Below are 14,860 nucleotides of genomic sequence, written 5' to 3'. Positions count from 1 at the left end.
GGCCTCAGGAGGCCTGCGCGACGGCCTGGCGCAGCCGCCCGCCGGCGGCGTCCAGCGCGGCGCGGCCGGCGTCAGCGTCGACCCCGGTCAGCACCATGAGGATGGCCAGCTTCACCGACCCGTCGGCGGCGTCCAGCGCCGCGGACGCCTCCTCGACCGAGCATCCCGTGGCCTGCAGCACGGTGCGCTGGGACCGGGCGCGGAGCTTGGCGTTGGTGGCCTGGAGGTCGACCATCATGTTGCCGTAGGTCTTGCCGAGCTTGACCATGCTCAGGGTGCTGATCATGTTGACCACGAGCTTCTGGGCCGTGCCGGACTTGAGCCGGGTGGACCCGGCGACGAACTCCGGCCCGACCTCCACGTCGATCGCCACCTCTGCGGTGGCGCCGATGACCGAGTTTCTGTTGCAGGCGAGGCCCACGGTGAAGGCGCCCGCCGCACGGGCCGCCTCCAGCGCGCCGACCACATACGGGGTCCGGCCTGATGCGGAGATGCCGACCACGGCGTCCCCGGCCCCGACCGAGAGGGCCGCCAGATCCGCGGCGCCGGCCTCGGCGTCGTCCTCCGCGTTCTCCACGGCGTCACGGATGGCGCGGGGGCCGCCCGCGATCACGCCCACCACCATGGCCGGATCCGTGCCATACGTCGGAGGGCACTCGCTGGCGTCCAGGACGCCGACGCGCCCGGCGGTGCCAGCGCCGATGTAGATCAGCCGTCCACCGGCGGCGAGCTTGGCGTACACCCCGTCGACGGCGGCGGCCACCGCGTCCAGCTCGCGCTCCACCGCGGCGGCCACGAGGGCGTCCTGTCCGTTCATCGCTTTCACGAGTTCCGCCGTGGTCATGGTGTCGATGGAACTCAGCTCAGGATTGGCCGCCTCCGTGGACAGGCCCTGGAGCTGGGCGCGGAGTTCCGCGAGGGAATCCTGAGGTTCAGGCTGGCTGGTCACGGTAGATGTACCTTTCCTGGAGGAGATCCGGCTGGGTGGCGAGCGCGGCGCCGTCGAGGCCGGTCCCGAGCGCCGGGACGACGGTGGCCTCGACGCTTTCGAGGGCCGAGGTGAGGCGGGCCCGGAACAGAGGGGAATCGCTCACACCGCCCAGCAGGGCGACGCGGCGGGAGGGATCTCCCGAGTGGGTGGCCGGTCCGGAGGCGAGGGCCCGTCCCACGGACCGGGCGACGTGGGCGCACGCGCGGTCCACGATGCCGAGGGCGACGGTGTCCCCGGCCGCGGCGGCGTCGAGGACGCGGGGCGTGAAGGACCCCATGGCGCGGTACGGGTTGCTCACAAACCCGAGCCACCCGGGCAGATCGAGGACGGGGACGGGAAGCCCGTCCGGATCAGACAGCAGGGTGGCGGGGCCGCCGTCGAGCTCTTCCAGCACGGCGGAGAGGCCCTCCTGGCCGATCCAGCGGCCGCTGCCCCGGTCGCCGAGGAGCGGCCCCCAGCCGTCGGCGCGGTGCAGCGTGCCCTCGTCGTCGAAGCGGAAGACGACCGCGCCGGTGCCGATGATCACGGCCGCGCCCGGGGAGGATCCGAACGCCCCCAGGTGGGCCGCGGTGGCGTCCGAGATGACGGCGGCCGGGACGGAGAAGTGCCCGGCCAGCCGGTGGGCCAGCTCGCGGGAACCGGCTTCATCCGAGGCGACCCCCGCGATGGCGGCGCCGATGCCGCTGGGCCGGGGGAGCGGCGTCCCGTCCGCCTCGGAGATGCGCAGATGCGCGGAACCGTCCGTGATCATGAGGAAGGCGTTGTTGACCCCTCCGGCCGTGGCCAGTCCAGGGAACCCCTCCAGCACGGTGGAGGCGAGGACGTCCGAGCCCTCCGTGGGATGGCTCCGGAGTTCCAGGCGGCAGCGGCTCTTGCCGATGTCGGCGATCAGCACGGGCCCCGATTCCGCGACCGGCTGGGATGCGAGGGCGGCGGAGTCGGAGGGCAGATGTCCCGGCAGGCGGGAGGACGCGGGGTCCTGGAGGTCGCTCTGGTCCGGAAAGACTGTCATGCACACCCACACTAGTGCCGCCCTCGCGCGGGCAACAGACTGTTAAGGATGACGCACCCTGTGTGAACAAGATTGAAAACGGCTCCGAAGCGCCACTTTCGATCATTCGCGGCCTCGCGGGAGGCCCTCAGGTCATGCGGTAGGGATGAACCGTCCCGCGCGATAAAATGGCCTCATCCCGCCAATCGATGTCGCCGTGCGTGGGCCCGTGCTGGCTGCGTACGCCGAATCCGTGCCACTTTGGAGTGCCATTCGTGTCCGTCACGCAGCTTGACCGTGTTCCCATCCGCCGGGCCCTGATCTCGGTCTATGACAAGACCGGTCTGGAGGACCTGGCCCGTGGCCTGCACGCCGCAGGGGTGGCACTGGTCTCCACCGGCTCCACCGCCAAGAAGATCGCGGCCCTCGGGATCCCCGTCACCGAGGTGGAGCAGGTCACCGGCTCCCCGGAGATGCTGGACGGACGGGTCAAGACCCTCCACCCGCGCATCCACGGCGGCATCCTGGCCGACCGCCGCGTCCCGGCCCACATGGACACGCTGACCGAGATGGAGATCGAGACCTTCGATCTGGTGGTCGTGAACCTGTACCCCTTCGTCGAGACGGTCAAGTCGGGCGCCGCGCTCGATGACGTGGTCGAGCAGATCGACATCGGAGGGCCCGCCATGGTGCGCTCCGCCGCGAAGAACCACGCCGCCGTCGCGATCGTGACGGACCCGGGCTTCTACCCGCAGGTGATCGCCGCCGCCGCCGAGGGTGGTTTCAGCCTCAAGCAGCGCCGTGTCCTGGCGGCCCGCGCCTTCGCCCACACCGCCAGCTACGACAACGCCGTGGCCAGCTGGACCGCCACCCAGTTCCTGGACGAGGACGGCGACGGCGTCATCGACTGGCCCGCCTACGCCGGCGTCTCGCTCGAGCGCTCCGAGGTGCTCCGCTACGGCGAGAACCCGCACCAGCAGGCGGCCCTCTACGTGGACAAGGCCGCGCCGGCCGGCATCGCCCAGGCCGACCAGCTGCATGGCAAGGCCATGAGCTACAACAACTTCGTGGACGCCGACGCCGCGCTGCGCGCCGCCTTCGACTTCTCCGAGCCGGCCGTGGCGATCATCAAGCACGCCAACCCGTGTGGCGTGGCCGTGGCGACCCCGGGCGCCGAGGACCCGATCGCCGACGCCCACCGCAAGGCCCACGCCTGCGACCCCGTCTCTGCGTACGGCGGCGTCGTGGCCGCGAACCGAGCCGTCTCCAAGGGCATGGCCGAGACCCTGGCCGGGATCTTCACCGAGGTCGTCATCGCTCCGTCCTTCGATCCGGAGGCCGTGGAGATCCTCTCCAAGAAGAAGAACATCCGTCTCCTGGCCCTGCCGGACGGCTACGGCCGCTACCCGGCCGAGTTGCGCCAGGTCTCCGGCGGCATGCTCGTCCAGATGTCCGATGTCATCGACGCCGACGGCGACGACCCGGCCAACTGGACCCTCGCCAGCGGTGAGGCTGCGGACGAGAAGACGCTCGCCGAGCTGGTTTTCGCCTGGCGCGCCGTCCGGGCCGCCAAGTCCAATGCGATCCTGCTCGCCCGCGACGGCGGCACGGTCGGCATCGGCATGGGCCAGGTCAACCGCGTGGACTCCTGCCGTCTGGCCGTCGAGCGCGCGAACACGCTCGGTGTGGCGGTCGAATCCACGGTGGACGCCGCGGGTGGCGCCTCCAACGTGACCGCCGCCGAGGCGCCCGAGCGCGCGCGTGGCGCCGTGGCGGCCTCCGACGCCTTCTTCCCCTTCGCCGACGGTCTTCAGATCCTGCTGGCCGCCGGTGTCCGCGCCGTGGTCCAGCCCGGCGGTTCGGTGCGTGACGAAGAGGTCATCGAGGCGGCCCAGGCGGCCGGTGTGACCATGTACTTCACCGGTTCGCGCCACTTCTTCCACTGACGGCGGGAGGGCGACGGCGGCCGTGCGCCGCCGTCGTCCTCTGCCGCAGTGCTCGACCCGGCTCTCCGCAGGCCAGCTAGTACGCTGGGAGAGCCTGATTCTTAGACGGTAACCCAGTAACAGTAGGAGAGGCCCTGATGGCAAAGATCATCTACACCCACACTGACGAAGCGCCCATGCTCGCCACCCATTCCTTCCTTCCGGTGGTCCGGGCGTACGCCTCCAGCGCGGGTGTGGACATCGAGACCCGGGACATCTCCCTCTCCGGTCGCATCATCTCGGCGTTCAGCGACTTCCTCGAAGAAGACCAGCGCATCGGGGACGCCCTCGCCGAGCTGGGCCAGCTGGCTAAGACCCCGGAAGCGAACATCATCAAGCTTCCGAACATCTCCGCCTCCATCCCGCAGCTCAAGGCCGCCATCGCCGAGCTCCAGGGCCAGGGCTATGCGCTGCCGGACTACCCGGACAACCCCTCCTCGGATGAGGAGACGGACATCCGCTCGCGCTACGACAAGATCAAGGGCTCCGCCGTGAACCCGGTCCTGCGTGAGGGCAACTCGGACCGTCGTGCGCCGCTGTCGGTGAAGACCTACGCCCGCAAGAACCCGCACTCCATGGGCGCCTGGTCCTCCGACTCCAAGACCAATGTGGCCACCATGGGTGAGAACGACTTCCGCTCCAACGAGAAGTCCGTGACCCTGGCCAAGGACGACGTCCTGACCATCCAGGAGGTGTTCGCGGACGGTTCCGTCAAGGTCCTCCTGAAGGACCTCAAGGTCCTGGCCGGCGAGGTCGTCGACTCCACCGTCCTGCGCGCCGCGGCCCTGGACGAGTTCCTGGCCGGCGCCGTGCAGCGCGCCAAGGAGGAGGGCGTCCTCTTCTCCGCCCACCTCAAGGCCACCATGATGAAGGTCTCCGACCCGATCATCTTCGGCCACGTGGTCAAGGCCTACTTCCACGAGCTCTTCGAGAAGTACGGCGAGCAGCTGGCCGCCGCCGAGCTCAGCCCGAACAACGGTCTGGCCGCCATCCTGGCCGGCATCGACGAGTTGCCCGAGGAGATCCGCGACGACGTCCGCGGCCTCATCACCAAGGCGCTCGAAGAGGGCCCGGCCCTCGCCATGGTCGACTCGGACAAGGGCATCACCAACCTGCACGTCCCGTCCGACGTGATCGTGGACGCCTCCATGCCGGCCATGATCCGCATCGGCGGCCACATGTGGGGCCCGGACGGCAAGGAGCACGACACCCTCGCGGTGCTGCCGGACTCCAGCTACGCCGGTGTCTACCAGGCCGTGATCGAGGACTGCCGTGCCAACGGCGCCTACGACCCCACCACCATGGGCACCGTCCCGAACGTCGGCCTCATGGCCCAGGCCGCCGAGGAGTACGGCAGCCACAACAAGACCTTCGAGATCGCCAAGGCCGGCACCGTCCAGGTCGTCTCCTCGGACGGCGCCGTCCTCATGGAGCACTCCGTGGAGCCGGGCGACATCTGGCGCGCGTGCCAGACCAAGGACGTCCCGGTCCGCGACTGGGTCAAGCTGGCCGTCACCCGCGCCCGCGCCTCCCAGACCCCGGCCGTGTTCTGGCTGGACGAGAGCCGCGCCCACGACGCGCAGCTCATCGCGAAGGTCAACGAGTACCTCACGGAGCACGACACCGAGGGCCTCGACATCCGCATCCTCACCCCGGAGGAGGCCACCACGTTCACCGTCCAGCGCCTGCGCCGCGGCGAGGACACCATCTCCGTGACCGGCAACGTGCTGCGTGACTACCTCACCGACCTGTTCCCGATCCTGGAACTGGGCACCTCCGCCAAGATGCTCTCCGTGGTGCCGCTCATCAACGGCGGCGGCCTGTTCGAGACCGGCGCCGGCGGTTCCGCCCCGAAGCACGTGCAGCAGCTCGTGGCCGAGGACTACCTGCGCTGGGACTCCCTCGGTGAGTTCTTCGCCCTGGTCCCGTCCCTGGAGCTCTACGCCGAGCAGGCCGGCACTCCGGGCGCCAAGGTCCTGGCCGACACCCTGGACCGCGCCACGGGCACCTTCCTGCTGGAGAACAAGTCCCCGGGCCGCAAGCTCGGAACCATCGACAACCGCGGTTCGCACTTCTACCTGGCCCTCTACTGGGCGCAGGAGCTCGCCGCGCAGAAGGACGACGCCGCTCTGGCCGAGGCCTTCGCGCCGCTGGCCGAGGCGCTCGCCGCCCAGGAGGAGACCATCGTCTCCGAGCTCCTGGCCGTGCAGGGCCACCCGGTCGAGCTGGGTGGCTACTACCGTCCGGATGAGGCCAAGGCCACCGCGGTCATGCGCCCCTCGGCCACGCTCAACGGGCTGATCGACGGCTTCGGCGCCTAGTCACGATTCCGCGCCCGGCGACGGGTTGCGCGGGTTCGTTCAGGACTCCGGCACGACGGCGGCCGGTCACCTTTTCCGGGAGGTGGCCGGCCGCCGTCGTCGTGTCCGGAGTGAGTCGCGGGATGTCGTGCCGTCCGTGGGATGTGTCACAACTGTTGACAGCCTTGTCGGGTCCTTGCAAGGATGAACTTGAAGCTTCAAACGATTCGCCCCCGTCCCGAGGCCACCGTGACCGATGACCACCGATAGCGAGGACCCCCGCATGGCTTCCGTTTCCACCTCCCGCACCACCGACACCGCTCTGGCCGTTCTCCGGATCGCCCTGGGTGTCGTGTTCTTCGCCCATGGCTGGCAGAAGATCTTCACCTTCACCCTTCCTGGAGTTCAGGGCTCCTTCGGCCAGATGGGCGTTCCCGCCGCCGACATCGTCGGCCCGGCGGTCGCGTTCCTCGAACTGATCGGCGGCGCCGCGCTCATCCTCGGCCTGGTGACCCGCGTGGTCGGCGCCCTGCTCGCACTCGACATGCTTGGCGCCATCGTGCTCGTCCATGGCGGGTCCGGGATCTTCGTCGATCAAGGCGGCATGGAGCTCGTGCTGGTTCTCGGCGTCGGCTCGCTGGCTCTCGCCCTGGCCGGCGCCGGGCGGTTCTCGCTCGACGCGCTCCTGTTCGGCCGCCGTGGTGGCCGGGCGGCGCAGCTCGCCTGACCTCTCAGCCCCCACCGCGCTCGCGAAATGACAGTTGGCGCCCCTATCCACCGCGGATAGGGGCGCCAACTGTCATTTCGCGAGGGGTAGAGGCGGTCAGCGCTCGTCGTTGGGGTAGGTGACGCCGAGCTGGGCCCGCACCCCGTCGAAGAGCCGCATGACGTCCACCGACTGGCGCCACGGCATGGTGGGGCTCTCCGTGAGGCCCTGCTGGACACAGCGCGTGACCTCGCGCAGCTCGTAGGTGTAGCCGGTGCCGACGGTGTCGAATGTCTCCACCCGCTCCTGGTCCCAGCCGGTCCGCACGTGCAGTTCCGTCGGGTTGTTGACGGAGCCGAAGGTCTGGAGGACCCCTTGGTCGCCGGCCACCGTCGCGCTGCGCGGGCCGTGCGCCAGGAGGGACGAGGTGAGGCTGGCCATGGCCCCGCCCGAGTAGCCCAGGCTCAGGACGTTCTGGGCGTCCACGCCCTGCTCCGTGAGCGTCCCGCGGGCATCCACGGCGTCGGGGAACCCGAGGATGCCCAGCGGCCAGAGCAGCGGGTACACCGTGAGGTCCAGAAGCGCGCCGCCACCGTCACGGCGGGCCCAGATGCGGGCCTCCGGGTTCGGCGGGCACGGGAAGCCGAGGTCCGCGGAGATCCAGTGCACGGTGCCCAGCTCGCCGCTCGCCGCGATCTCGAAGGCCCGCTGGATGGACGGCAAGAAGCGGCTCCACATCGCCTCCATGAGGAAGAGGCCCTTCGCCTCGGCGAGCCGGACGAGATCCTCGGCTTCGCGTGCGTTGATGGTCAGCGCCTTCTCCACCAGGACGGGCTTTCCGGCTTCCAGCGCGGCGCGGGCGATCTCGAAGTGCTGGCCGTGCGGAGTGGCGACGTAGACGACGTCCACCGCGGGGTCGGCGAAGAGTCGCTGGTAGCCGAGGACGCCGTCGTCGTCGCCATAGGCCACGGCGAAACCGTGTCCTTCCGCGAACGCGTCCGCGGCCGCCTGGGTGCGGGAGCTGACGGCGTACAGCTCGGCATCCTCCAGCAGGGCCAGATCGGCGGTCACCGAGCGGGCGATGTTGCCCGTGGAGACCACGCCCCAGCGCAAGGTCCGGCCGGTGGCGATCGCGGGATTCTGCTCCTCCTGGGACAGGAGCCAAGGACGGGGGATGAGGGAAGCCATGGACCCATCATCGCACCGGGGTCTCCGGCGGGGGAACGGGTCCATGGCTTCGGCGCGCGGATGAACAGCGCAGCGTGGGGAAGAACTTCCCCTCAGGCCGCCAGCCGCTTGCGGACGAACGCGGAGAGCTGATCCACCAGCACGATCAGCACGAGCACGATGATGATGTGGGTCAGCATGGCATCGAAGCGGAACGTCTTGATGGACTGGTTGATGAGCAGGCCGATGCCGCCCGCGCCCACGAGGCCGAGGACCAGGGAGGAACGGACATTGACGTCGAAGCGGTAGAGCAGCAGACCAACGAACTGCGGCACGACCATCGGCAGCGTCGCGTTGGCCACCTGCTGGATCCGGTTGGCGCCGGCCGCGCGCAGGGCCTCCTGCGGGCCGGCGTCGATCTCCTCCATGGCCTCCGCCCAGAGCTTGCCCATGACGCCGGTGTTGTGGCAGATCAGCGCCAGCACGCCCGGGAAGGGCCCCAGACCGACGGCCGTCACGAAGATCAGCGCGAACACGATGTCCGGAACCGCGCGGAAGAAGGACAGGATGGCGCGGGCCACCTGGTAGACCCAGCCCGCGGGGCTGGTGGTCCGGGCGCCCAGCACGGCGAGCAGGAGGGCCGTCGGAATGGAGAACGTGGTGCCCAGCAGACCGATCCAGAGCGTCACCAGCGTGGCGTCCAGGCCGGGCTTGATGGTCTTCTCCCAGTTCAGGTCCGGCGGGAACGCGTCCGCCAGGAACTGGGCCATGCCCTTCCAGCCGTCCACCAGCAGCTGCGGCTGGAAGTCGGTGCCCTGGATGGCCAGGACATGGAGGAACACGACGACGGCGGCCACCACCGCCCAGCGGAGCCAGTGCTTGCGCCCGCGCAGGGCGGGCCGCGGGGACTTTCCGGGCCGCGTGGCCACGGGCTTCAGGGTCGGCGCGCTCATGCCGCCACCTTCCTGTCCGGTGCGTAGAGGTGGTCCAGCTGAGCGGCGCCCAGCCCGGACACGGGGGAGTCGAACACCATGCGGCCGTCCATGAGGCCGATCGCACGGTCCGCGTGCCGCAGGGCGAGGTCCGGCTGGTGGAGGACGGCCGCCACCGCGAGGCCGTGCTCGTGGGCCAGGCCCGCGAGCAGCTGCATGACCTGCTCGGCCGCATGGGGGTCGAGGGCGGACACGGGTTCGTCGGCCAGCACCACATCGGCCCGCTGGCACAGGGCGCGAGCCACGGCGACGCGCTGCTGCTGCCCACCGGACAGACGGCTCACACGGTCGTGTGCGCGGTCCGCCAGGCCTACGCGGTCGAGGCAGTCCATGGCCTCCTCCAGCACGGCGTCCGGGAAGAAGAGCGGGCTGAGACTGCGGCCGGTGCTCATCCGGGCGAGGGCGCCGGTGCAGACGTTCTCCAGCGCGGTGCGGCGGGGGACCAGGTGGATCTTCTGGAAGATCATGGCCGCCTTGCCGCGCGCCTGCTGCAGGGCACGGCCCTGCAGCAGGCCGAGGTCCTGCCCGCCCAGCTTGATGGTCCCGGCGTCGGGCTCGGTGATGCCCATGACGCAGCGCAGCGTCGTGGACTTGCCCGAGCCGTTGGCCCCGAGGAAGGCGACGAGCTCCCCGGCGGCGACCGTGAAGTCGACGCCGTCCAGGACCTTCCGGCCGCCGAACGATTTGGCGAGGGAGGTCACCTCAAGCAGCGGGCCGGTCATCAGAGGTTCTTCTCGGTCAGGTTGAGGGCGGTGGCGAGGTCGAAGAGCGGCTGGTAGTCGTCCTTGGTGACGGCGACCATGGGGCCGGGAGGGGTCACGTCGAGGAAAGCGCCGACCTTGGCGACGTCCTTGGTGTCGAGCTGAAGGAGTGCCTCCGCGACGGCCTTCTTGAAGGCCGGGTCGGCGTCCTTGCGCACCGTGATCGGGTCGTTGGGGATGGGATCGGAGGCCCAGATCTGGCGGAAGTCGGCTGCCTTGAAGGTGCCTTCCTTGGTGGCGGTGGCCAGGGTCTGGGTATTGATCTCCGCGGCGTCGACCTTGCCGTTCTTCAGCGCGAGGAGGGCTTCCGGGTGGCCGCCGGCGTAGTCCAGCTTGACGTCCTTCTCCGCGATGCCGGCCTTCTGCAGGGCGTAGCGGGGCAGGGCGTCGCCGGAGGTTGAACCGTTGGACCCGAGGGCCAGGGTCTTGCCCTTGAGGTCGTTGATCGACGTCAGCGGGCTGTCCTTGGGAACCCAGATCCCGGCCTTGTAGCTCGAGAGCTTCTTGTCCGCCGTCGCGAAGGAGGCGAGCGGCTCGGCGCCGGCCTGCTGGCTGGCGAAGACGAAGCCCAGCGGGCCGAACTCGCCCAGATCGAGCTTGCCGTTGCGCATGGCGAGGACTTCGGCGGCGTAGTCGTCGACCACCTGGACCTTGACGGGGCAGTTGAGCTTCTTGGAGAGGGCGTCGGCCAGGACGTTGTAAGCCGGGATCAGCTTGTCCGGGGCCTCGTACGGCTCGATGCCGAACTTGATCTCACCGTTGGGGCACGTGGCGGAGGCGCCGCCCGCGGAGGCGGTGCCCGTGCCGGCCTGAGAGGCGCCGCCGCAGGCGCTGAGGGCGAGTGCCGCGGTGAGCGAGAGGGCCGCCGTGGCGGTGATCCGGGCGCGCGAAAGCTGCTTCATGATGTTCCTTTGAGAAGAGGTGCCGGAGAGGCGGGAGGGGACGGAGTGGTCAGGCGAAGAGGGAATCGATGGTGCGCTCGGCCAGGCCGAACGAGAGTGTCATGCCGACGCCCGAGGTGACGGACACGGCGGTGACCTGTGGGAGGACCTCCTGCTGGAAGAGCGGCGCGATCTCCGAGGAGGCGTACACGCCCTGCCATCGCTCGATGACCCGGGGCCGTGAGCCCAGGGTCGCCTCGAGGTGTTCCAGGAGAGTGTCGGTGACGGACTCGTCCAGGAAGGGCGGGGCGCTCTGGTGGTAGTGGTGGGAGTCGCCCAGCAGGAGGGAACCGTCCGGCCGCTGGGTGAACATGACGTTCGCACCGACTTCCAGCAGTTCCGGCGCGGTGGTCGAGACCTCGTCGCGCAGGGCTCCCGCCGCGGCGGTCTCCACGAAGGCGGGGTAGCGGAGCATGGAGGTGGCGGTGAGGACCGCCGGGCCCAGGTGGAAGCCGTCCTGCATGCGGCCGAGCGCCATGTTGAGCGTGCAGCGCTGGATCCGGTGCGCGGCGGCCTCGTCCGGGAAGAGATGGTCCAGATCGTGTCCCACGCACACCACGACCTGGGAGGCCGTGACGTCGCCGCGGGAGGTGCTGACCCGGACGCCGCCGTCGGGCAGCGGGGTGAAGCCGGTGGCCGACGTGTTCCACGAGACCTCGGCGTTCGGGAGGGAATCCAGCCAGGAGGCGAGCCGGGCCACGGTCGTGCGGGGGTCGACGCGCAGATCGTCGCGGAGGAAGGCCCCGCCGATCAGTCCGGGCCAGCCGGCCTGGGTGCCCGCGGGGCCGAGCTTGGCGCGGGTGGCGGCCGCGTCGAGGACGGTGACCTGGCCCGGTTCGCGGGTGGCGGAGAGTTCGCGCAGGACGGCGAGCTCGGCGTCCGTGCGGGCGACGACGACGGCGCCCGAGGTGGCCGCCCAGAATCCGGCGAGTTCGGAGAACTTGAGCCATTGCCGGCGGGAGGCCTGCGCCAGCTCGTAGAGCTCCCCGCTCTGGGCGGTGATGCAGCAGTGGCCGAAGTTCCGGATGGAGGCGCCCACGGCCTGATGATCCCGGTCGATCACGCGGACGGTCAGTCCGCGGTCGGCGGCCACGGCGGCGTGGGCCAGACCCACGATGCCGGCGCCGACCACCAGGAGGTCGGTTGAGGTTTGCTTGTTCACGGAACCAGCGTGCCGGAGCCGGAGCGGGCGGTTCAAGCCCAAACTGGGGTTGTATAGACAGCTTCATGCAGAGTTCACCCAGGGCCGGTTCCGTTCATGCACTATTCACCCAGTTCAGTCCTTCTTGCCCGGATTTACCGGGGAGAGCACTTGTATGATCAACTCGTGAGCATTCAGCCGACATCACCGCTGCACCGCCGCCTGAGCGAAGAGTTCATGGCCCGGATCAACAACGGCACCTGGCCGGCCGGGAGCCGTCTCCCGAGCGAGGCCGAGCTGTGCCGCGAATTCGGCACCAGCAGGGGCCCCATCCGCCAGGCACTCGCCTTCCTCAGGAGCGAAGGCGCCATCAGCGGCGGTCGCGGGCGCTCGCCGGTCGTGCGGGGCGGCGTGCCGTCCCAGTCCTTCTCCACCTTCAACTCCTTCACCGAGTGGGCCCGGAAGATGGGCAAGGAGCCGGGCCAGCGCACCGTGGAGGTCGCCATCCGGCAGGCCGGCCCCGAAGCCGCGGCGGCTCTGGACATCGCGGTGGGGGACAAGGTGGTGGACGTCGTGCGCGTCCGGTACCTCGACGGCGAGGTGGCGATGCTGGAGACCAGCACCTTCATCCACGAGGTGGGGCGGCTGCTCCTGGACTTCGACACCGACGGCGGCTCCATCTTCGAATTCCTCCGTCAGCAGGGCATCCGGATCCACAGCGCCCGCCACACCATCGACGCGGTCGCGGCCTCCCCGGCGCAGGCCGAGGCCCTCGGGACCCAGCCGGGCTCGCCCCTGCTGCGGGAGCGGCGCCTGACCGCCACCGAGGACGGGACACATGTGGAGTTCGCCGAGGACTGCTACCTGCCGGGCATCACCAACTTCAGCATCGACAACACCGTGGAACAGCGGGCCGCGCTGATCCGCATCCACACCGAAGGACACTGACATGACGCATCTGGTCGCCTGTGACATGGCCGGCACCACCATCGACGAGCACGGTGACGTGTACCGCGCCCTGGCCCAGAGCGTGGAGGAGGCGGGCGTGAACACCACCGAAGAGGATGTCCAGGCCTGGATGGGGGCGGACAAGGTGGAGGCCATCACGGCGCTGCTGAAGCTGGGGGGCCACGACGCCGATCCGGCCACCGTGGCGCACGCCTTCTCCCGCTTCCGCGAGATCCTCGCCGCCCTGTACGCGGAGAACCCGCCCACCGCTTTGCCGGGCGTCGAGGAGGCCCTGAACGGGCTGCGGGCGCGCGGCGTGAAGGTGGCCCTGACCACCGGCTTCTCCGCCGACGTCGCGCATCCGCTACTGCACGCCCTGAACTGGACGACGGCGGACGCCCCTGACGCCGGGCAGGCGGCGCTGGTGCTCGACGCGGTGGTGACGAGCGACGAGGTGAGCGCGGGCCGGCCCGCGCCGTTCATGATCCACCGTGCCATGGAGCGCACCGGGGTCTTGGATGTGCGGGACGTCCTCGCGGTGGGGGACACGGTCAACGACCTCCAGGCGGCGGAGCACGCGGGGGTCCGGGGGATCGGCGTCTTGACCGGCAAGCTGGGCCGCGAGGAGCTGGCCGCGCACCCGCACGAGGCCATCCTCGAGTCCGTGGCGGACCTCCCCGCGCTCGTCTGACGGGCTCCTGACAGGAAGCCAGCGCAGGACACGCGAAACGGCGCCGGCCGGTGGAACAGATTCCACCGGCCGGCGCCGTTTCGCATGCCCCGCTCAGCGGGGCCGGATCACGTGCGGGGATTCACTCCCCGGAGATCACTTGGTGATCGGGCCGAGGACCGGATCGCCTTCGTAAGCGGTCTTGACGTTCTCCTTGGTCACGATGACCGGGGGGAGCAGGAACGCCGGAACGACCTTCACGCCGTTGTTGTAGGACTTGTCGTCATTGATCTCCGGCTTGTTGCCGGCCTGCAGACCCTTGACCATCTCGAGAGCGTGCTCCACGAGCTTGCGGGTGTCCTTGTTGATGGTGGAGTACTGCTGACCCGCCATGATGGACTTCACGGACTCGACCTCGGAATCCTGGCCGGTGACCACGGGGGTCGGCTTGCCGGCGGCCTTGACCGAGGTCAGGATGGCGCGGGCCAGGGTGTCGTTCGGGGAGAGCACGCCGTCCAGCGAGGCGGAGCCGTAGCTGCCGGCCAGGATGGTGTCCATGCGCTTCTGGGCGTTCTCAGCCTTCCAGCCCTGGGTCACGGCCTGCTCGAAGCTCTTCTGACCGGAGACGACCTTGAGGGTGCCGTCGTCGATCTTCGGCTTCAGCACGCTCATGGCGCCGTCGAAGAAGACCTTCGCGTTGGCGTCATCCGGGGAGCCCGCGAAGAGCTCGACGTTGTACGGGCCGCTGGCCTTCTTGGACTTCATGCCGTCGAGCAGGGCCTGGCCCTGCAGCTCGCCGACCTTGAAGTTGTCGTAGGCCACGTAGTAGTCCACGGCGTCGGTGTTCTTGACCAGGCGGTCGTAAGCGATGACGATCGCGCCGTTGTCGTGGGCCTGCTTCAGCTGGGTGCCGAGCTGGGAGCCGTCGATGGCGCCGACCACGATGACCTTGGCGCCCTTGGTGACCATGGAGCTGATCTGGTTCTGCTGCTCCGAGACGCCACCGTTGGCGAACTGGACGTCAGCCTTGAAACCGGCTCCGGTCAGACCGTCGTTGAAGAGCTTCTCCGCGAGGACCCAGTTCTCACTGGTCTTCTGCGGAAGAGCGACGCCGATCAGGGCGTCCTTGGCGAAACCGGCCGCGCCGGACGCGTTCCCGCTGGAGCCGGACTCGCTGCGGCCACAGGCCGTGAGAGCCAGCGCGGCGATGGCGGTGATGGCGGCGACTTTGCCCGCTTTTCCGAACATGCGCATGAGTGCATTCTCT

General features: G+C 69.7%; 13 protein-coding genes. 5 read left to right on the top strand and 8 right to left on the bottom strand.

The annotated features are described in order from the left end of the window. Nucleotides 1–4 precede the first annotated feature (4 nt). Together murQ and AB6732_RS11090 are read right to left on the bottom strand one after the other, a co-directional pair. The gene (gene murQ / locus AB6732_RS11095) at nt 5–949 is read right to left on the bottom strand and encodes an N-acetylmuramic acid 6-phosphate etherase (RefSeq protein WP_370960007.1); all 945 of its coding nucleotides are present in this window, start codon (nt 947–949) and stop codon (nt 5–7) included. Next, nucleotides 933–2,003: an N-acetylglucosamine kinase gene (locus AB6732_RS11090; protein ID WP_370960006.1), complete on the bottom strand. Its 1,071-nt coding sequence runs from the start codon at nt 2,001–2,003 to the stop codon at nt 933–935. Before AB6732_RS11090 ends, murQ begins: the two co-directional genes overlap by 17 nt. Before the next feature lie 254 nt (nt 2,004–2,257). On the opposite strand from AB6732_RS11090, the gene purH reads away from it, so the two are divergent. The 3 genes from purH to AB6732_RS11075 all read left to right on the top strand — a co-directional run bounded on the left by purH (nt 2,258) and on the right by AB6732_RS11075 (nt 6,994). Next, the gene (gene purH / locus AB6732_RS11085) at nt 2,258–3,928 is read left to right on the top strand and encodes a bifunctional phosphoribosylaminoimidazolecarboxamide formyltransferase/IMP cyclohydrolase (protein ID WP_370960005.1); all 1,671 of its coding nucleotides are present in this window, start codon (nt 2,258–2,260) and stop codon (nt 3,926–3,928) included. Between the two features lie 137 nt (nt 3,929–4,065). Then, nucleotides 4,066–6,288 (top strand): NADP-dependent isocitrate dehydrogenase, encoded by a 2,223-nt coding sequence (locus tag AB6732_RS11080; RefSeq protein ID WP_370960004.1) that lies wholly within the window; start codon nt 4,066–4,068, stop codon nt 6,286–6,288. Nucleotides 6,289–6,550: 262 nt separating this feature from the next. Next, nucleotides 6,551–6,994, top strand: coding sequence for a DoxX family protein (locus AB6732_RS11075; protein WP_066214405.1), 444 nt, complete (start codon nt 6,551–6,553; stop codon nt 6,992–6,994). A gap of 96 nt (nt 6,995–7,090) precedes the next feature. Here the strand turns inward: AB6732_RS11075 and AB6732_RS11070 are convergent, their stop codons facing one another. From AB6732_RS11070 to AB6732_RS11050, 5 genes are all read right to left on the bottom strand, one after another. Next, nucleotides 7,091–8,161: a Gfo/Idh/MocA family protein gene (locus AB6732_RS11070; RefSeq protein ID WP_370960003.1), complete on the bottom strand. Its 1,071-nt coding sequence runs from the start codon at nt 8,159–8,161 to the stop codon at nt 7,091–7,093. Between the two features lie 92 nt (nt 8,162–8,253). After that, complete coding sequence (phnE, locus tag AB6732_RS11065; protein WP_370960002.1) at nt 8,254–9,093, bottom strand: phosphonate ABC transporter, permease protein PhnE; 840 nt, start codon at nt 9,091–9,093, stop codon at nt 8,254–8,256. Beyond that, on the bottom strand, nt 9,090–9,854 hold the full coding sequence (locus AB6732_RS11060; protein WP_370960001.1) for a phosphonate ABC transporter ATP-binding protein: 765 nt from the start codon (nt 9,852–9,854) through the stop codon (nt 9,090–9,092). Before AB6732_RS11060 ends, phnE begins: the two co-directional genes overlap by 4 nt. Then, complete coding sequence (locus tag AB6732_RS11055) at nt 9,854–10,795, bottom strand: phosphate/phosphite/phosphonate ABC transporter substrate-binding protein (protein ID WP_370960000.1); 942 nt, start codon at nt 10,793–10,795, stop codon at nt 9,854–9,856. The genes AB6732_RS11060 and AB6732_RS11055 overlap by 1 nt, the downstream gene beginning before the upstream one ends. Before the next feature lie 49 nt (nt 10,796–10,844). Beyond that, entirely contained in the window at nt 10,845–11,996 is a 1,152-nt protein-coding gene (locus AB6732_RS11050) for a TIGR03364 family FAD-dependent oxidoreductase (RefSeq protein ID WP_370959999.1), read from the bottom strand. 165 nt (nt 11,997–12,161) lie between these two features. On the opposite strand from AB6732_RS11050, the gene AB6732_RS11045 reads away from it, so the two are divergent. Together AB6732_RS11045 and AB6732_RS11040 are read left to right on the top strand one after the other, a co-directional pair. Further along, complete coding sequence (locus tag AB6732_RS11045) at nt 12,162–12,923, top strand: GntR family transcriptional regulator (protein WP_066214415.1); 762 nt, start codon at nt 12,162–12,164, stop codon at nt 12,921–12,923. Between the two features lies 1 nt (nt 12,924). Next, nucleotides 12,925–13,614, top strand: coding sequence for a phosphonatase-like hydrolase (locus tag AB6732_RS11040; RefSeq protein ID WP_370959998.1), 690 nt, complete (start codon nt 12,925–12,927; stop codon nt 13,612–13,614). Between the two features lie 135 nt (nt 13,615–13,749). Here AB6732_RS11040 and AB6732_RS11035 read toward each other — a convergent pair whose 3' ends face one another. Beyond that, the gene (locus tag AB6732_RS11035; protein WP_307496118.1) at nt 13,750–14,847 is read right to left on the bottom strand and encodes a sugar-binding protein; all 1,098 of its coding nucleotides are present in this window, start codon (nt 14,845–14,847) and stop codon (nt 13,750–13,752) included. Between the last annotated feature and the right edge of the window lie 13 nt (nt 14,848–14,860).

The organism is Arthrobacter sp. RCC_34 (assembly GCF_041360795.1).
Lineage (GTDB): Bacteria > Actinomycetota > Actinomycetes > Actinomycetales > Micrococcaceae > Arthrobacter_E.
Note: the sequence above shows the minus strand (reverse complement) of the source record. Positions and strands in the feature narration are given on the sequence as shown.